Below are 18300 nucleotides of genomic sequence, written 5' to 3' on the forward strand. Positions count from 1 at the left end.
GTGGCAGTTTTTCACTTCGACAAAAAAACGCTCGCCTGATTTAAGTATGAGTAAATAGTCTGGTGGTTGAAGATTTTCATCATTGGTGAAAATTTCTCCGCTGTCTTCTTGCTTTATAAATTTACATCTGCCGAGCGCTCCCGCAACGTGGGCGAACAGTGCTTCAACTCGTTTGCCATGAAGTAATTTTTTGTCTTCAAATGAATCTTTTAATGAGTTTTTTACGAGCCCCATGAATTCTCTAGCGTCGTCATCTTGAGAGACTTTGAATCCATGTACTCTGCCAAGAGCGGTGTAAAGGTCGATGACTTCAAATTTCCCAGGGTTTCTCTTGATTCGCTTCATTATGAACACTCCATTGTATTAAGAAAAATTGAGTTGATTGCCTGGAGTATGTTGGTTTACTTTAGACTTTTTATAAAGAGTGCTTTCAGTCATGTAAGGGAGCAGCGAGTATATCGCATAAGGGTTTCGGGTTAGCCCATAACTCCTCCAAATTGACATCATCGCTAGCAGGTCGATGTGCCTGGTTTAATGGGGCGATTTTAAGAATCATTGGAATGTCAAATGCTGTGCCTGTAACCACACAGCAACCTTTGGCAAGAGTAGGTATCAATGCCTTGGATGATGAGTCCAATGTACTAATGGTATTGTCCAAGAGCATGAGATCTCGCTCATTGACCAAGCGGTGAATGAAGAAGTTATGAATTTGTGAAACGATAGTAGGAGAAATGTCGGCAGGTCGTTGGCTCGAGAGTGTTAGATATACGCCATATTTCCGACCTTCTTTGATTATTTCCTCGAATAGTTCCAAACGGTAGTCTTTCCAGATCTCGTGCTCTCGTGTGGATTGTTCCGATAAAATGTTGTGTGCCTCATCAATGATCAAGTGAAGAGTTTGTGCTGGTGGGCTTTTTAAAGTTTCCGACTCTTTGTGATTAATATAGAAATTCTTGGCGATAAGAATGGGGAGGAGTTTCTTGATTTCATTGTTGCATTTTTTTAGTGAAATCACTTGTAGTAGATGGCGTGGTGTCGGTACATCGACAATTTTTAATACTCTCCGAAGGGATTCAATAGATGATTTGGCACGAGAAAGTAGGGGCTGAATATGTTCGTATTGCGCATAGCCTAAGAGCACATCCAGACAGAGTTGAAGATAGCACCGCAAAATAAGCTCATCAAATTGATCGAGATCGCTTAGGTCCAAATGTGCTTCCAATAATGGTCTTAATAAAGCCGTGTAGCTATTCCCATCGGAATCATAGTAGAAGCCATCTATGGAGAAGTACTTCTTTGAGGCGTTATATTTTATTTTAGCGAGATGCTTCTCTAGTTCCTCACAGCTTACCAATCTGGAAATTTCTCTGGCCAGTTCAAGCGCGTCAGGTTTTGGCTCGCTCGCGCTGAAAACTTTTTGAAAGGTTTTCATGAAGTAGTTTGTAAGCGGTATGTCTTTAAATCTATCTCTGCCGCTTACTACTCGTCTAAGAAAGGGCTGTTGAGTGTTGGTCGTAGCTTGGAATAGTAAGCTGAGTGTGTGCGCATCCCAAAAGTGAATGCTTTCGATCATGAATTGTTTTTTGCCTCGCTTAGTATCTAGTATAGTGATTTTTTTGTCTTTGGCAGGAAGAATTTGTTCTTCCGTGTATTCGCCATTGAAATCTATGATGACAAATTGGCTTTTGTTTTTCAGTCCTTCAAGCTTTTCTCTAAATAAGGTGGTGTACAACTGGGCGAGAGTATTAGATTTGCCGCTCCCCGTATTACCGAAAATGCCAAGATGACCATTAAATATTTTCGTCCATGGAAGATTTATCGATACATCCTCCTTTAGCATGACACCTATGGAAAAATCACTTGTCCCTTCGGTGCCATATATTTTGCTGACCATAGATTCGCTTAGTAGCGATGCTTGATCTCTTATCATAGGCATGTATTTCACGCCCTCATAGAAAATATAATCAACTATATATCCTATGGGTCTAACATCGACTTTACGGACGTAGGTATTTTTGTCAGCGTCTACATCGAGCTTTCTTTCATCTAGGTACTCTCCTTCCACCAAGCAGACAATATCAATGAAGCCTCGTTGGATAAGGAGATGTTCTCTTAACGAAACTCCCCGGTATTTCATTCCTTCATAAAAAATTGTTTCGTGGTTGGAGTCTTCAAAAATACGAAGAGAAATCCTAATTCCAGACACGGCGATCACTTCACCAACGACAATGCTCATACAAGATCATCCTCTGGTGGGATGTAGGTTTGTGGTTTGAGGGATAAAACGTATTTATTGAAGTTGGCGAAGTCCATTTTAGTTCCATCTGGTGGACCGATTACTGTTACATTTTTCCATTGCTGAAATTCCTTTCGCATCTTTGCAGCGCTAGCTGAGCTATAGCAACAAATAAACGTCTTCAGTTGAGGGTTTGCCAGCGAGCGCTGAACTAATTTGAGAATGTGCTCATCAGCAAAGGAGAACCCGAAAGTGATAAGGATTGAGTTTGGTTTTTCAAGCTCATAGCTCAGCAATCGAAGCATTTGATAATAATGCTCTTCAAATACTGTTTCGTGAAACTTCCATTTCGTTGGATTGACGATAGGTAGTTTATTGTATGTCTGCCAAAACTTACCCATTTGTTCGCTAGTGAAATTAATCTTTGGGATCTGCGCAGTAGACCCGCCAGGTGTGCCTAAGTAGTTGGAAAATGGAATTATCTTGTTGATTGTTCTTGTGGTGAGTAGATTGTTGAACTGTTTGGTATAGCTAACCTCAATTTTATCTGCGTGTTTTGACCAGTAAACAGATCCGTGCAGATAAATAATATTTAGTTGCGGAACCCCATAACTTGCGCGTTCAAAAATTCCTGTTTGACATTGGAATGTGTTGAAGTTTTTTGCGTGTAGATGTTTTTTATGGAATCCGGATGTACCGTCATTGATTACAAAGTCATACGCCCCTTGCGCCTGAATTTGGTCGGCGCTATGTGTGAGGCAGCCATCATAGTTGGTAGTAAAGATGTTTATCTTGCGATTTAGTTCCTTTCGCCGATCTAGAAAGCCCAGCAGGGTTTTTAATAGCGTTTGATAATTCCCAAGATTGTCTATGCCTTTTGAGGTGTTAACTGCCGTCGGGGCAAATGTCTGAACAGGGTAGATGCATGTGTTGTAATAATGCATGAATAGAGCTGCGCGCTTTTCCGGATAGTATTCGAATTTTGTAGCTAACGTTTCAATTGTTTCTCGTGCGCCATTTGCATCCTTAATTTCTAGCGCCAAAGTTGGGAATAGATCCGCCGAAGCCCCCGATCCGATTAGAATACTGACGTTTTTGTTATAGACATCCAATGGGTCAATTGATTCGAACATAACGGCTCCGCTGGTTTAATTATACGTAAGCAAAGCTTTGGCTAAGCACTCCCTGCTCTAGAGATTTTTTTCGACTTTTTATGTATGAGGGGGTGTTACGTAGACGTGTAGGCAGGGCTTAATCGACCGCCAGCTTGGGGGGCGCAAAACCAGAGATGAAAAAACGCCATTTGAAGATGTTTTTCGCAAACGTTCGTAGCTTTCGCAATGATGTTGTGCCATCAAGAAATTCCCTCTTCGCATCCGGATTCCAAATGTTCGATTCGACAGTTGGCTTGGGTGGGGCATTTACCACTGGAAAGCTAGTATTTCGCCAGCATACTGTCCACCCCGAGATCCGATAAAATTCATCGCAATGCTTTGAGCGGATGCTGGGGGGCAGAATCTGTTCACGATTTTGGTGTGGAATGCATCAATGCGTACAACGGATGACGAGCACAAATAATCAACCAAGGACTCTTGGTGACTATCTGTCGGGCTATGACAGGGTTTTGATTTAGTAGTTACAGAACAAGTCGGCCGCTTGATTGGGTACCCCAAAGGCAGTTGGCTTGGGTTGTCAGTTATAACTGGAGACTTCGGCGTTTTTCTTTCCTTCTGTTAGCTAATGCGATTAGACGTTTAGATCTTCACCTCAACATGATCCAAAGATTGATTCACCGCCAATTCTCCAGCATCGCCATTCGCGGCATAGGAGGCAGATCTTTTTAGGGAGACGTGGCGCGACAAGGTCTTGATAAACGCCAACGTTTAAAAATACATCTCCAAACACTCTCCCAGGCTACACATCCTTGCGCCTTTGCCTACAGCTACGCCAGAATCCGCCGGCTTGTGCGCTTTTGGGTCGGATTCTATTGTGGTCTGGTCGCTGACGAATCAGCGATCGGGTTTGGTAGCCCGGCTTAGACTTGGCGCATAGCGTCACCCGATACAGGCCTTTTTTGGGGCTGTGTATTTATGGTGGTCATGCGCAGGGCGTCTTCGGGCGCGCCGGTTTTCCAAGTCACCGGTCTACCAACCTTCGTATGGCCACCACCCCTTCGTTTGGTAGCGAAAGATGATGGCTCCTTTTCTATGATTTGGAGATTCACTCATGATCAAACCAACACCCAACCCGCCCGAAACCGCCTCGGTTTCCCCCTACGAATCCATCGATTCCAGAAAACTCCACGAAGCCGCCGACCACGCGCTCGACCATTACCTCTGTCCGCCCGGTTCCACGCCGCCTCCACGTAAAAACCGTGGGATGTACGCCGTGACGGCGGACAACAAAACCGAAGAACTGCTGGTCGATGCCAGTGCAACACTCGCTTCGGCCAAAACCATCGCCCAGAACGTCTCCAGCCTGTTGCCGGCATCGCAGCGCCATGCGCTGGCGGGGATTGCGCAGTTGATCATGCTCGGGGAGTTGGCGGTGAATCGGGCGTTGGATAATTTGCAGTTGCCGGAGTGATGCGGGTGTCGGGATCACTTGGTGACTAATCGGGTGTCCATTCCGGCGCTTTCGCGAGCAGGCTCGCTCCCACCTTTGAGCGTGTTCCAATGTGGGAGCGGACTTGCTCTTCAGCCGCGATCAATGTTGAGACGATGTACGCGTATCTGTACCTGCGAGTGGGTCGCTTTCTTTGCGTCAATCGACTGCCAGGTTATCCCGAGCCCACTGTTCAGCCGTAGTGACCTGAATCGACTGCCGCTCGTTGAAAGTCCCCGCTTTGGGCCACGACACACCTCTGCCTTGGGCAAATACGGCGCGGTATTTTTTGATGTGGTGAGTGGGGTCTTTTTCCAGTTCCTGCATCAGGTACGGCACCGTCCAGACGTTACGCTTGAACGGCCGCCCCAGCACACGTTCAAGTAGGCTCGTCACCTGCCCATACGTCACCGTGTCGCCAGACAGGTAGACGATCTCGTTGCGAAAGCGCGGTTCGAAGAAAACGATGTCCGCTGTCAGCTTGCCGATGTCTTCCGGTGTCGTGAGCGTCACGCTGGTTTCCAGGCTGCCCAAGGCGTTGACGGTGTCGCTCTCAAAATCGACGACTTCAAAGACCGGCTCGAACAGAAAACTGGTGAACATGCCGGTCGAGATGATCACCCATTCGGTTTTATCCTGGGCGCGGAGCAACTCACGCACGTCGAGTTGCGCATCGAACAAATCCTGCGGGCTGCCCCGGCCAATCACTTCGAAATCGACGCCAAACTGCCAAGGGAAATAGCGCTTCACGCCGGACTTGAGCGCGGCTGTCGCCAGTTTCATCGGCGTTTCACGGCCCGCGACCATGCCTGCGCAGCCTATGACGGTGTCGAATGCTGCGAACACTTCGGCCAGTTGATCGATGGAATCGTTAACCAGGTCTGCAGCGACCATCTGGATACCCAGACTGCGCAGTTCATCGACTTCCCGCTTTTTCTCAGGGACTTGCGTGTTGATGGTCGAATCCCTGAGCAGGACGCTGATGGTGCTGCCGGGCGAGCGCTTGGCTACCCGCGCAAGATTACGCAGCACCGGCAGGCCGAGTTCGCCGGCGCCGAGTACGAGAATGGATTGTGGGGAAGGGTGGGTCGCTTCGGTCATGATGTCTCCTGAGATCCGTCGTCTGTATGATTTGGCGATGCTGGCACGATTGCGCAGCGCTCAGAAGAAGGCACACGCGTGATACCAGGGGGACACATGACCGATGAGGAAACCCTTAGCCAGGCAGAAGCGATCTGCCAGACGCTAAGACGAGACGATGATGGCGTGCGGCGCGAAGTCCTGGCTCACGCCGGTAGCCGCTGGTCACTGGGTATCCTGCATGCCCTGGGTGTGTACGGCACGATGCGTCATGCCGAGATTAAACGGCAGATGACGGGCGTGACTCAGCGCATGTTGACCAAGACGCTGCGTGCGCTGGAGCGCGATGGTTTGCTGATACGGCGGGAGTTGGATCAGGTGCCGCCCCATGTTGAGTATGAGCTGACGGCGTTGGGGATGGAGTTGTTGGTTCGCATGTCGCCGATTTGGACTTGGGTTGTGGAGCACGTGGATGATTTTCGCGAGGCGCGGCGGGTGTTTGATGGTCAGAGTGGGAAAAAGCCTGCTTGGCAGGTTCCGGTGGTGGGGCTGGTTGATTTGGATGGGGCTGATTGAATGGTTGCTTTGGTTCAGGCCATTGCGCAGAACGTGGCGAGTCTGTTGCCGGGTTTGGGGGCTTGCGATTAGAAGCAGCCCTCACCCCAGCCCTCTCCCGGAGGGAGAGGGGGCCGACCGAGGTGTCTTGCGAGGTACGTCGACCTGGAAGATTTTGGTGATTATGGCTTGGGTGAAGGATCTTCGATTTGGCTTTGTGAGCTTGGCAATTGTGGATTCAATGAATGGCTTTCAAGTCGGTGCAGCTCTCGAATATCCCCCAATCGGTCCCCTCTACCTCTGGGAGAGGGCTAGGGTGAGGGGCTTTCCGTTCGGGACAACAAAGTCTCCAGCCTGGCCAACGGCGGCGCATCCTGGTTGCGGTCAAACACCTGAATCCCAACCTTGAGCAAGCGGCCGTTCTCGGCTGCGCTGATCAGCTGTTCGCAGCGCAGCAATAGCCGCCCCTGATCACAATCCAGCGCTTTCATCCCCATCGGCAACTTCCCTTCCAACCGCAACTCCGCCATCCGACTCTGCGCCGCTATCATCGCCACCGACCGATCCCGCAAAACCCCACTACTCTGCGTCATCAACCCCGCCACCCGCACAGCCGCCGACATCGCCACGGCAATAATCGCCAGCGCCACCAGCACCTCAATCAACGTGAAACCCGCTTCCCGCGAACGCGCACACATAAACGGCCCAAAGCCAAAACCCAGCCCTCGACGCTAACCCGCGTCCTTGACGGCTTGACGACGAAAACACCCGAGGATTTTCAACATCCCTGACATATCTTCTTGCAACACTGCGCGTCGAATCGAATCAAGCCAGGGAATGTCGAGATGGATATCGCACCTTTCAAATCGCGTCAGCAACCGATGCGCGCGCCGCGTGGGCAGCAGGGTTTTACCCTGATCGAGATCATGGTGGTCGTGGTCATTCTGGGGATTCTCGCGGCGATGGTGGTGCCGAAAGTGCTCGACCGGCCGGATCAGGCGCGGGCGACGGCGGCGAAGCAGGATATTGGTGGGTTGATGCAGGCGTTGAAGCTGTATCGCCTTGATCACGGTACTTATCCGTCGATGAATCAGGGTTTGAAAGTCCTGGTTGAGCGGCCGGCGGATGCGAAGAACAGCAATTGGCGCTCGTACCTGGAGCGTTTGCCGAACGATCCGTGGGGGCGTCCTTATCAGTACCTCAACCCTGGCGCGAATGGCGAGATCGACATCTTTTCCCTCGGTGCCGACGGTCAGCCGGACGGCGACGGCGTGAATGCCGATATCGGTTCCTGGCAGTTGTAAGGCCGGCCATGAACAGCCGCTCGCCTGAGGGGGCGAAGCAACAGGGCATGGCGATTATCAGCGCGTTGCTGATTGCGGCCGTGGTGGCGGTGATTGCGGCGGGCATGTTGACGCGTCAGAGCGTGGCGACCCGGGCGCTGGAGGCGGATCAGCAGCGTGTGCAGGGCCGTTGGCGGGTGCAGGGTGGGTTGGAGATCAGCCGTCAATTGCTCTGGGACGCACGTCAGCGCGATCCGTTGACCCGGCTTGATCAGCCGTGGGCGCAGCGTCTCTCCGCGCAAGGTTTTGAAGGGCGACTGGAGGATGAGCAGGGCAAGTTCAATCTGCGCAACCTGGTCGCCAATGAGCGTGTCGATGAGGCGCAGGTCGCGGCGTTTCAGCGCTTGTGTGAGTTGATCGGGGTCAGTGCCGGGTTGAGTCAACGCATCAGTCAGCGGGTGATTGCTTCGTACCCGCGACTGCTGAATGCGCAGATTGCCGAGGCGCCGAAAAGCGGGTTCGACAGTGGTCGCGCGACCTCGCCCAACGCTTCACACAAACCGCAGAATCCGACGCTGCCGATGCTGCGCAGCATCGATGATTTGCGCAGTGTCGATGGCGTGAATGAGGCACTGATCGGCAAACTGGCGCCGTACCTGACGGTGATCCCCGCAACCACTTGGCTCAATGGCAACACTGCCACCGCGCCGGTTTTAGCCGCTTACGTGCCGGGGCTGTCGCTGGAGCGTGCCAATGCGCTGATCGCCGAGCGCGATGCCGGGCGCTGGTTTATCAACCGTGGCGACTTCGTTAACCGCTTGCGCATGCCGCAACTGGAGCTGACCAGCGTCAAGGTCGGCATCACCAGTGACTGGTTTCGCCTGCGCGGTGAGGCGCGGCGTGATCAGCGTCGGGTCAGTCTTGAGGCGTTGTTGCATCGCAGCCAAGACCGCTTGCCGCAGGTGATCTGGTCGCGGGTGGGCGTATGAGCCAGTTGAAGGTGGCGTTGCCGCCCTTGGCGGAGCTGGATCTGCACAGTCAATTGCACTGCGCCTGGTTGGATCGTCAGGGCGTGGTCACGCGGGAAGAACGCCGCAGTCTGAGCCAGTTGAGTCAGCAGTCGAAACTGCCGCCGCTGGTGTGTTTTCTGCACCCGGCTGACAGCCTGTTGGCGAGTCTCGATTTGCCGCCGTTGCCGGCCAACAAGATTGTCGCGGCGGTGCAGTGTGCGGCGCAGGCCTTGATGCTCGGCGACAGCAGCGCGATGCATATCGCGCACAGCTCGCGGGATGAGGCCGGGCAGGTGCAGATCGCCTGGGCGCCTCGGCAGCAGTTGTTGGGTTTTGGCCAGTTGCTGAAAAGCGCTGGGCTGAATCTGCGCGGTCTTTATCCGGCGCCTTACAGTTTGCCGGTGTTGCCCGGCACCGTCGCTTGCGTGCAGGACGGGCATTTGTTGCTGCGCGATAGCGTGCAAGCGGCGCGGGTGCAGCCGTTGTTTGATGACGGACTCGATGGTGTGGTGTGGGAACCAGGCGTCACTTTGCACTGGATCGGTGAGCAACCGCCGCCGGGTGCTGAACTGCCGATGGCGGATGCGCAGCGCTGGACCGGGCCGCTTCCGGGTTGGGGGCTGCATGGCGCGGTCCAGCAACAAAAAACCGAGCATCGCGGCTGGGGCAGGGCGATAGCTTTGTCAGCGTTGGCCGTGGCCATTTGGGTGATCGGTTTGAACCTGTATGCCGCCCGCGAAGCCGGGCAGGGCCAGCAACTGAAAACCCAGATGAACCTGCGGGTAAAGCAGGCGTTCCCCGAGTTGCCGGTGATCCTCAACCCGTTGCAACAGGCTCGCCAGCAATTGGCGGCGCGGCAGAAGGGCGCGGCGGATGATCCGGCGCAGACCTTCAATCGTCTGGTGTTGCAGGCCGGCAGCGGCATGCCGTCGATGGCCGGCAGTGTCGAGCGGTTGGCGTTTGTCGATGGCGTCTTGCAACTGAGTCTGCTGAGTGAAGCCCGTCGCGGCGGCAAAGATCAGGAGTGGCAAAGCACTTTGGCCCAGGCCGGTATCAGCGTGACCGCAGACGACGAGGGCTGGACCTTGCGGCCGTCCACAGAGGCCAGCCCAAGTGAAAGCGACGACAGCGGTGGAGCAGAAGAAAATGAATAAGGCCTCGCTCGCGCTCTATCGCGCCAAGTGGCAACGCTTTAACGCCCAGTTGCAGGCCCGTTGGCAGCCGTTGGCCTTGCGTGAAAAACGCATGGTCGCCGGCATGGCCGTTGCGCTGGTCGGCCTGCTGTTGTGGGTTGCGCTGATCCAGCCACCGCTGAAGAAAATTGCTTATTGGGAAGCCGAGACGCCAAAGCTGCGCGCCCAGACCGAAGCGTTGGAAGTATTGCTGCGCGAAGTCAGCGTGCGTCCCACCGGGCAAAGCGTGGCGCAGTGGCTGGAGCAGACCCTGCAGGCCAGTGGCTTGGCGGGGCATTACCAACTACAGGAGGCACAGGGCGCTTGGCAGTTGACCTTCGACGCGGCGCCGGCCGACGCCGTGCTCGACTGGCTGTTGAGCAACCCGGCACAACTTTCTCTGCAAGTGGTCGAGGCCCGTTTGCAACGCGCAGACAACCCCTCGACCGAAGTCACCGCCGGCACTTTGTCAGGCACCGTTCGCATGGATCAGGCGCTGGGCGCTAAGGAAGCTTCATGAAGGGGTCAGGATCCAAACCGGCACGTCTGGCGTTGCCGATGTTGCTGATGGCGTTGAGCGCGTGCAGCAACACCAGCACACCGCAAAACCAGCCGCCGTTGTTGGTCGACAGTGAGCTCGGTCGGCCGCTGGCCAACACCCAGCGCAGCGGCGACGCTGTGCTCGACCGCGAGCGCGCGCAGGCTCAGGCGCGCCCCGTGCCGAAGCAATTACACAACATCACCAAGAGTGCGCGCAGCGGTGCGGCGGCGTCGGGCATTGCCTTGCCGAGCAATCCTTTGGGTGATCAACCGGTGACGCTGAATTTTGTCGACGCCGATATTCAAGCGGTGGTGCGGGCGTTAGCGCGTTCGACCGGGCAGCAGTTTTTGGTCGATCCTCGGGTGAAGGGCACGTTGACGCTGGTCTCGGAGGGTCAGGTGCCGGCGCGGCAGGCTTACGACATGTTGTTGGCGGCGTTGCGCATGCAGGGTTTCAGTGTGGTCGATGTTGGCGGTGTGGCGCAGGTGGTGCCGGAGGCGGATGCGAAGCTGCTTGGCGGGCCGATTTACAGTGCCGACAAACCGGCCGGTAACGGCATGCTCACGCGCACGTTTCGCCTGCAATACGAAAACGCGGTGAACCTGATTCCGGTGCTGCGGCCGATCGTTTCGCCGAACAATCCGATCAACGCTTATCCGGGCAATAACACCATCGTCATCACCGATTACGCCGAGAACCTGACCCGCGTTGCGCAGTTGATCGCGAGTATTGATTCGCCGAGCGCGATCGACACCGATGTGGTGCAGATCCAGAACGGCATTGCCGCTGACATCGCGCCGATGGTCGCGGATTTGCTCGATGCGCCGGGCAATGATCCGACGCAGAAAATCGCGGTGATTGGTGACCCGCGTTCCAACACCATCATCATTCGCGCTGGCAGCCCGGAGCGGACCGAACTGGCGCGTAATCTGATCTACAAACTCGACAACGCGCAGAGCAATCCGAGCAATCTGCACGTGGTTTATCTGCGTAACGCGCAAGCGGCGAAACTCGCGCAGGCCTTGCGCGGCTTGCTTACCGGCGAGAGCGACAGCGGCACCAGCGACAGTGCGCGTTCGGTGCTCAGTGCGATGGGCGCAAGTACCGGTGGCAGCGCTGGGCAGAATGGCCAGAGCGGCACGCAAAGTAGCGGCAGCACCTCGACCACCAACAGCAGCGGCAGCACGGGCGGCAGTTACGCGCAGGGCAGCAGTGGCAGCACAACCGGCAGCGGCGCTCAGAACAGCGATCAGAACGTCGCCTTCAGTGCCGGTGGTGTGACCATTCAGGCTGACGCCACCACCAACACCTTGCTGATTTCCGCGCCGGAGCCGTTGTATCGCAACTTGCGCGAGGTGATCGATCTGCTCGACCAGCGCCGCGCGCAAGTGGTCATCGAAAGCCTGATCGTCGAAGTCGGCGAGGACGATGCCAGCGAATTTGGTGTGCAATGGCAGACCGGCAATCTCGGCGGCAACGGCGTGATCGGCGGGGCCAATCTCGGTGGTTCGGGGATCAACGTCAACGGCAAGACCAGCATCGATGTGCTGCCGCAAGGCTTGAACCTGGGCTACGTCAACGGCACTGTCGACATCCCCGGCATCGGCAAGATTCTTGATCTGAAGGTGCTGGCCCGGGCCTTGAAGAGCAAGGGCGGCACCAACGTGCTGTCGACGCCGAACCTGCTGACCCTCGACAACGAAGCGGCGAGTATTTTTGTGGGTCAGACCATTCCGTTTGTCAGTGGCAGTTATGTCACGGGCGGTGGCGGCACCAGCAATAACCCGTTCCAAACCGTGACCCGTGAAGAGGTGGGTTTGAAACTCAACGTACGCCCGCAGATTTCCGAGGGCGGTACGGTCAAGCTTGATATCTATCAGGAAGTCAGCAGCATTGATGAGCGGGCTTCGGCCAGTGCCAATTCGGCGGGGATCGTCACTAACAAACGCGCGATCGACACCAGCATCCTGCTCGATGACGGGCAGATCATGGTGCTCGGCGGGTTGCTGCAGGACGGCTACAGCCAGAGTAACGACGCGGTGCCATGGCTGGGCAGCCTGCCGGGCATCGGCGCGCTGTTTCGCAACGAACGCCGAGCGATCACCAAGACCAACCTGATGGTGTTTTTGCGCCCGTACATCATCCGCGACAGCGAAGCGGGGCGCAGCATCACCCTCAATCGCTATGACTTCATGCGCCGCGCGCAAGGTGGTTTGCAGCCGGAGCGCAGCTGGGCGATGCCAGACATGCAAGCGCCGCAGTTGCCGACGGCGGCGCAGGGTGTGCCGGCGGTTATGCCCGCCTCAGGGCCACGCGCGACGATCAAAGCGGTGCCTATCCAATGAGTGCGCTGCCTTACGCCTGGGCCAAGGCGCAGCGGATTCTGTTGTGCGATGGCGTGCTGACGGTGTGTCCGTCAACGCCGGGCTGGTCGATCAGCGAAGCGCGGCGCCAATTCGGCGCGACCACGATTCAGCGCGTGCGCGATGACGAACTCGATGGCTTGCTCGCCGCTGCCTATGCCGACACCGGCAGCGCGGCGGCGGTGGTCGGGGCTGCGGAAAACGAAGTCGACCTCGATCGCCTGATGCAGGACATGCCGGAAATCACCGACCTGCTCGACACCCAGGACGGCGCGCCGGTGATTCGCATGATCAACGCCTTGCTCACCCAAGCGGCGCGCGACGAGGCCAGCGACATTCACATCGAACCGTTCGAAACCCATTCAGTGGTGCGCTATCGCGTCGACGGCACGCTGCGCGACGTGGTCTCGCCGCGCAAGGCCTTGCACGGTGCGCTGGTGTCGCGGATCAAGATCATGGCGCAGCTCGACATCGCCGAAAAACGCCTACCGCAGGATGGTCGCATTGCTTTGCGCGTGGCCGGGCGGCCGATCGATATTCGTGTTTCCACGGTGCCGACCGGGCATGGCGAAAGGGTGGTAATGCGTCTGCTCGATAAACAGGCCGGGCGTCTGCATCTGGAAACCCTCGGCATGGACGCGCAGGTGTTGGCCAAACTCGATCACCTGATCCGCCAGCCTCACGGCATCGTGCTGGTCACCGGGCCAACCGGTAGCGGCAAAACCACCAGCCTCTACGCGGCACTGGCGCGGCTCGATGCGAGCACCAGTAACATTCTCACCGTGGAAGATCCGGTGGAATACGACTTGCCGGGGATCAGCCAGATTCAGGTCAACGCCAAGATCGACATGACCTTCGCGCTGGCATTGCGGGCGATCCTGCGCCAGGACCCGGACATCATCATGATCGGCGAGATTCGCGATCTCGAAACCGCACAAATCGCCGTGCAGGCCTCGCTGACCGGGCATTTGGTGCTGGCAACCTTGCACACCAACGACGCAGTGTCGGCGGTCAACCGCTTGATCGACATGGGCGTCGAACCGTTTCTGCTGGCGTCTTCAATGCTCGGGGTTTTGGCGCAGCGACTGGTGAGGCGACTGTGCAATCAGTGCAAGCAGGAAGACCCGGCGACCCCCGGCACTTGGCGCCCGGTCGGCTGTGCAGCGTGCAATCAAACCGGTTACAGCGGCCGCACCGGCATCCACGAATTGTTCTGCATCGACGACGACATCCGCACGCTGATTCACCAAGGGGCAGGGGAGCAGGCCTTGCGCGCTTCGGCCGCGAAAGCCGGGATGTTCAGCCTGCGCGAGGACGGTGAGCGCTGGATCCGCAGCGGCGCCACCGCGCCTGAAGAAATCCTCCGTGTGACACGGGACGCCTGATGAATCGCTATCGTTTTGAAGCCGCCGACGCGACCGGCAAGATTGAGTCCGGACACCTTGAGGCCGACAGCCAAGGCGCGGCGTTCAGCGTTTTACGCGGGCGCGGTTTGACCGCGTTGTCGGTGCACAAGGAAAGCAACGTCGCCCACCACGGCGGTGGCGGACTGTTCAGCGCCAAACTCTCGGACAACGATCTGGCCTGGGCCACGCGGCAATTGGCGAGTCTGTTGGGCGCGAGTCTGCCGCTGGAAGCGGCGTTGAGTGCCACGGTCGAGCAGGCCGAGAAAAAACACATCGCCCACACCCTCAGCGCCGTGCGTGCGGATGTGCGCAGCGGCATGCGTCTGGCTGAGTCTCTAGCCGCACGACCGCGAGACTTTCCCGAGATCTACCGTGCGCTGATTGCGGCCGGCGAGGAGTCCGGCGATCTGGCGCAGGTCATGGAGCGGCTGGCCGACTACATCGAAGAACGCAACAACCTGCGCGGCAAGATTCTCACCGCGTTTATCTATCCCGGTGTGGTCGGGCTGGTGTCGATCGGCATTGTGATTTTCTTGCTCAGTTACGTGGTGCCACAGGTGGTCAGCGCGTTTTCCCAGGCGCGGCAGGATTTGCCGGGGTTGACCCTGGCGATGCTCAACGCCAGTGATTTCATCCGCAGTTGGGGCTGGTTGTGCGCAGCGATCATGGCGGGCGCGTTTTGGAGCTGGCGCCTGTATCTACGCAATCCGGCGGCACGTTTGAGTTGGCATCACCGGGTGCTGAAACTGCCGTTATTCGGGCGTTTCATCTTGGGGCTGAACACCGCGCGTTTTGCCTCGACGCTGGCGATTCTCGGCGGCGCCGGGGTTCCGCTCTTACGTGCGCTGGAGGCGGCGCGGCAGACCTTGTCCAACGACCGCTTGAGTTTGAGTGTCACTGAGGCCACGGCCAAGGTGCGCGAAGGGGTCAACCTTGCCGCTGCATTACGGGTGGAGAACGTATTCCCGCCAGTGCTGATTCATCTGATCGCCAGCGGTGAGAAAACCGGATCGCTGCCACCAATGCTTGAGCGCGCTGCGCAGACGTTGTCCCGTGATATCGAACGCCGGGCAATGGGCATGACCGCGTTGCTGGAGCCGCTGATGATTGTGGTGATGGGCGGGGTGGTGCTGGTGATTGTGATGGCGGTGTTGTTGCCGATCATTGAGATCAACCAACTGGTCCAGTAGCCGTGTATCTGATGTCATGGTGGTGGCTGGGCTGGCCCCTTCGCGAGCAAGCTCGCTCCCACAGGGGGAACGCATTTCAAATGTGGGAGCGAGCTTGCTCGCGAAGGGGCCAGTCAGGGTAATAAATAATCCAGATTTTTTTCCAAACCATTGGCATCACCCGACCCTCGATTCCCCCATCCTCGGGTTCTCCTTTCTGTCATCTGCAACCACCCGCCAACGCCTCCAGCCCGATTCTGCCAAACCCCCGATCCAGACACTGCACAGCAGCCGACAAACACCCGAGAAAATCCCTTCGGAAACAGCTCTCAGCTCCCGAGGTTTTTTCCTTTATCTGTCACCGGAAACTGCGAATTTCTCAGTGCGACTTAACCAAGGCCAACGCTAGCGAGGGCCCCGGTGAGTCCTCCCAGTGTCATGCAAGTCACCCGAAAACCTGTGTTCCCAAACCTAGTTGAAAAGGAGATTCTTCATGTTCAAGCGCACTCTGATCGCAGCTTCCCTGACCGTCGCCGCTCTGGCTTCTGCTCAAGCCATGGCCGTTACCGGTGGTGGTGCAACGCTGCCTGCCGCTCTGTACAAAGGTTCTGCCGACAGCATTCTGCCAGCCAACTTCTCCTACGCCGCTGTAGGTAGCGGCGCTGGTAAAACGGCGTTCCTGACCAACGTTGCCACTGGCTTTGGCGCCACCGGCACCGTGCACTTCGCCGGTAGCGACTCGGTACTCAGCGCTTCGGACATCAGCACCTACAACAGCGCTTTCGGTGCTTCGTACGGTCCGCTGATCCAACTGCCGTCGGTGGCCACTTCGGTTGCCATCCCTTACAAAAAATCCGGTCAGACGGCTCTGAACCTGACCAGCGCGCAACTGTGCGACGCCTTCTCGGGCACCGTGACCACTTGGGGCGGCCTGCTGGGCACTGCTGACACCACGCCGATCCGCATCGTTTATCGCAACGTTTCCAGCGGCACTTCGGAAATCCTCACCCGTCACCTGAACGCTGTGTGCCCAACCAAGTTCACCACCAACTCGACGTTCGTCAACGCCCGTCCAGCCGGTTCGACCCTGCCGTCGAACTGGGTCGGCGTCGCTGGCACTGCTGACGTGGCGCCTACCGTTGCAGCCGTTGATGGTTCGCTCGGTTATGTCGGTCCGGACGGCGTGGACGCCACCAGCAACGCCCTGGTTTCGCGCATCAACAACGTACAGCCAACCTCGGCCAACGTTGCCCTGGCACTGGCTTCGGTAACTCCACCGGCGACCGCTGCTCTGGCCGCTGACCCGACTCGCTGGTCGCCAGTGGTGGCTAACCCGGCCATCGGTTACAAACTGGCTGCCTACACCAACCTCATCGTCGGTCAGTGCTACAAGGATGCAGCCGTGGCAAACGACGTGAAGGCGTTCCTGACCACTCACTACAACACCACCACCAACGACCTGGCCGTCAAGAACCACGGTTTCGTGACTGTGCCATCGGCCTGGAAAACCAAGGTGTATGAGACCTTCGTTTCCAACGCTACCGGTTACAACCTGAACATCAACAACACCAACGTCTGCAACACCATCGGTCGTCCTCAGTAAGGCGCTCGATTCACACCGCAACACGAATGGCAGCCCCTCGGGGTTGCCATTTTTTTTTGGCTCCCGTGAGCGGAGCATTCAATAAGGAGATTGGACATGTTCAAACGAATTGGAAGGGTTGCGCTGCTGTCTGCGACGGTACTGATTTCGGGGCAGGCATTGGCGGTGACCGGTGGCGGGGCGACGTTGCCAGCCGCGCTGTACAAGGGCTCGGCCAACAGCATTTTGCCCGCCAGTTTCAGCTACGCCGCTGTTGGCAGCGGGGCAGGCAAAGCGGCGTTTTTAAGCAACAATGCTGCGCCGTTCGGCACTACAGGCACTGTGCATTTCACTGGCAGCGATTCGATCCTGACGGCAAGCGAAATCAGCCAATACCAGAGCGCTTTTAACGCCAGTTATGGCCCGCTGATTCAACTGCCATCCGTTGGCACTGCAATCGCCGTGTCCTATAAGAAAAGCGGTATCAGCAATCTCAATCTTACGAGCAGCCAGTTGTGCAGGGCGCTGTCGGGTGACGCGCCAACGTGGGGGCTGCTACTGGGGACTGCCGACACCACACCGATTCGCGTGGTCTACCGGAACAACGCCAGCGGCACCTCGGAAATCCTCACTCGCCACCTCAACTCTGTTTGCCCGGTTAAGTTCGCGACCAATTCCCTGTTCACTGCGGCGCGCCAGCCGTCAGGTTCGACAGTGCCGAGCAACTGGGTCGGCGTGTCGAGCGACAGTGATGTCCTGCCTACGATCAATCAGGTCGACGGCTCAATCGGTTACTCCGGCCCGGACGGTGTACTGGTGAGCGATAACACTGTCGTTGCGCGTCTTAATGGTGTGTTGCCAACCCTGATCAACGTCGCGCTCGGACTGTCGTCGGTTGCGCCACCGGCGTCAGCGTCTCAGGCAGCCAATCCCGCCAATTGGTCGCCCGTGGTGGCGAACCCTGTCAACGGCTACAAAATGGTCGCCTACAGCAATTTGATCATCGGGCAGTGCTACAGGGATGCCAACGTGGCCAACGAGATTCGTGCCTTCCTGACCACCCACTACAGCAATCCTGGCAACAATGCCGCGGTGGTGGCGCACAAGTTACTGGTGATGCCACTGAGCTGGAAAAACGCCGTCACTGCCAACTTCATCACCAACACCACCGGCAACAACCTCGACATCAACAACCCGGCCGTGTGCAACGGCATCGGTCGTCCTCTTTAAAAGTGACTGCCGCCAAACCGATGGCAGCCCCATATAGGGCTGCCATTTTTTTGAAGGCGCAGAACGGCC

At 56.6% G+C, this 18300-nt stretch carries 16 protein-coding genes; 11 read left to right on the forward strand and 5 right to left on the reverse strand.

What is annotated here, in order from left to right:
* From BMY54_RS29220 to BMY54_RS29230, 3 genes are all read right to left on the reverse strand, one after another.
* The coding region (locus BMY54_RS29220) for a hypothetical protein (protein ID WP_256573999.1) at positions 1-345 on the reverse strand (345 nt) is incomplete at its 3' end.
* Between the two features lie 85 nt (positions 346-430).
* Positions 431-2236, reverse strand: a complete 1806-nt coding sequence (locus BMY54_RS29225; protein WP_093442418.1) for an ATP-binding protein — start codon at positions 2234-2236, stop codon at positions 431-433.
* Positions 2233-3369 carry an SIR2 family protein gene (locus BMY54_RS29230; RefSeq protein WP_093442422.1) on the reverse strand — a complete coding sequence of 379 codons (1137 nt, stop codon included), beginning with the start codon at positions 3367-3369 and terminating at the stop codon, positions 2233-2235. Before BMY54_RS29230 ends, BMY54_RS29225 begins: the two co-directional genes overlap by 4 nt.
* Before the next feature lie 1093 nt (positions 3370-4462).
* Between BMY54_RS29230 and BMY54_RS29235 the strand changes: the two genes are divergently transcribed.
* Positions 4463-4822 carry a DUF6124 family protein gene (locus tag BMY54_RS29235; protein WP_093442426.1) on the forward strand — a complete coding sequence of 120 codons (360 nt, stop codon included), beginning with the start codon at positions 4463-4465 and terminating at the stop codon, positions 4820-4822.
* Between the two features lie 177 nt (positions 4823-4999).
* Here BMY54_RS29235 and BMY54_RS29240 read toward each other — a convergent pair whose 3' ends face one another.
* Positions 5000-5941, reverse strand: a complete 942-nt coding sequence (locus BMY54_RS29240; protein WP_093442430.1) for an aromatic alcohol reductase — start codon at positions 5939-5941, stop codon at positions 5000-5002.
* A 96-nt stretch (positions 5942-6037) separates the two neighbouring features.
* Between BMY54_RS29240 and BMY54_RS29245 the strand changes: the two genes are divergently transcribed.
* Complete coding sequence (locus tag BMY54_RS29245; RefSeq protein ID WP_093442434.1) at positions 6038-6496, forward strand: winged helix-turn-helix transcriptional regulator; 459 nt, start codon at positions 6038-6040, stop codon at positions 6494-6496.
* Positions 6497-6786: 290 nt separating this feature from the next.
* On the opposite strand, the gene gspI is transcribed toward BMY54_RS29245, so the two are convergent.
* Complete coding sequence (gspI, locus tag BMY54_RS29250; protein ID WP_093442439.1) at positions 6787-7173, reverse strand: type II secretion system minor pseudopilin GspI; 387 nt, start codon at positions 7171-7173, stop codon at positions 6787-6789.
* A gap of 147 nt (positions 7174-7320) precedes the next feature.
* On the opposite strand from gspI, the gene gspG reads away from it, so the two are divergent.
* The 9 genes from gspG (at position 7321) to BMY54_RS29295 (ending at position 18231) form a co-directional block, all read left to right on the forward strand.
* Positions 7321-7779 carry a type II secretion system major pseudopilin GspG gene (gene gspG / locus BMY54_RS29255; RefSeq protein ID WP_016985716.1) on the forward strand — a complete coding sequence of 153 codons (459 nt, stop codon included), beginning with the start codon at positions 7321-7323 and terminating at the stop codon, positions 7777-7779.
* An 8-nt stretch (positions 7780-7787) separates the two neighbouring features.
* Positions 7788-8747 carry a type II secretion system minor pseudopilin GspK gene (gspK, locus tag BMY54_RS29260; RefSeq protein WP_093442444.1) on the forward strand — a complete coding sequence of 320 codons (960 nt, stop codon included), beginning with the start codon at positions 7788-7790 and terminating at the stop codon, positions 8745-8747.
* Positions 8744-9922 carry a type II secretion system protein GspL gene (gene gspL / locus BMY54_RS29265; protein WP_093442449.1) on the forward strand — a complete coding sequence of 393 codons (1179 nt, stop codon included), beginning with the start codon at positions 8744-8746 and terminating at the stop codon, positions 9920-9922. Before gspK ends, gspL begins: the two co-directional genes overlap by 4 nt.
* Positions 9915-10460, forward strand: coding sequence for a type II secretion system protein GspM (gene gspM / locus BMY54_RS29270; RefSeq protein WP_093442453.1), 546 nt, complete (start codon positions 9915-9917; stop codon positions 10458-10460). The genes gspL and gspM overlap by 8 nt, the downstream gene beginning before the upstream one ends.
* Positions 10457-12826, forward strand: coding sequence for a type II secretion system secretin GspD (gene gspD, locus BMY54_RS29275; RefSeq protein ID WP_093442457.1), 2370 nt, complete (start codon positions 10457-10459; stop codon positions 12824-12826). The genes gspM and gspD overlap by 4 nt, the downstream gene beginning before the upstream one ends.
* Positions 12823-14229 carry a type II secretion system ATPase GspE gene (gspE, locus tag BMY54_RS29280; RefSeq protein WP_093442461.1) on the forward strand — a complete coding sequence of 469 codons (1407 nt, stop codon included), beginning with the start codon at positions 12823-12825 and terminating at the stop codon, positions 14227-14229. The genes gspD and gspE overlap by 4 nt, the downstream gene beginning before the upstream one ends.
* Positions 14229-15440 carry a type II secretion system inner membrane protein GspF gene (gene gspF / locus BMY54_RS29285; RefSeq protein WP_093442466.1) on the forward strand — a complete coding sequence of 404 codons (1212 nt, stop codon included), beginning with the start codon at positions 14229-14231 and terminating at the stop codon, positions 15438-15440. Before gspE ends, gspF begins: the two co-directional genes overlap by 1 nt.
* A 472-nt stretch (positions 15441-15912) precedes the next feature.
* On the forward strand, positions 15913-17022 hold the full coding sequence (locus BMY54_RS29290) for a substrate-binding domain-containing protein (protein WP_093442470.1): 1110 nt from the start codon (positions 15913-15915) through the stop codon (positions 17020-17022).
* A 96-nt stretch (positions 17023-17118) separates the two neighbouring features.
* Positions 17119-18231: a substrate-binding domain-containing protein gene (locus BMY54_RS29295; protein WP_093442475.1), complete on the forward strand. Its 1113-nt coding sequence runs from the start codon at positions 17119-17121 to the stop codon at positions 18229-18231.
* The last annotated feature ends 69 nt before the right edge of the window (positions 18232-18300 follow it).

Origin of the sequence: Pseudomonas sp. ok266, from assembly GCF_900110195.1 — a bacterium.
In the GTDB taxonomy this organism is placed as follows: Bacteria; Pseudomonadota; Gammaproteobacteria; order Pseudomonadales; family Pseudomonadaceae; genus Aquipseudomonas; species Aquipseudomonas neuropathica.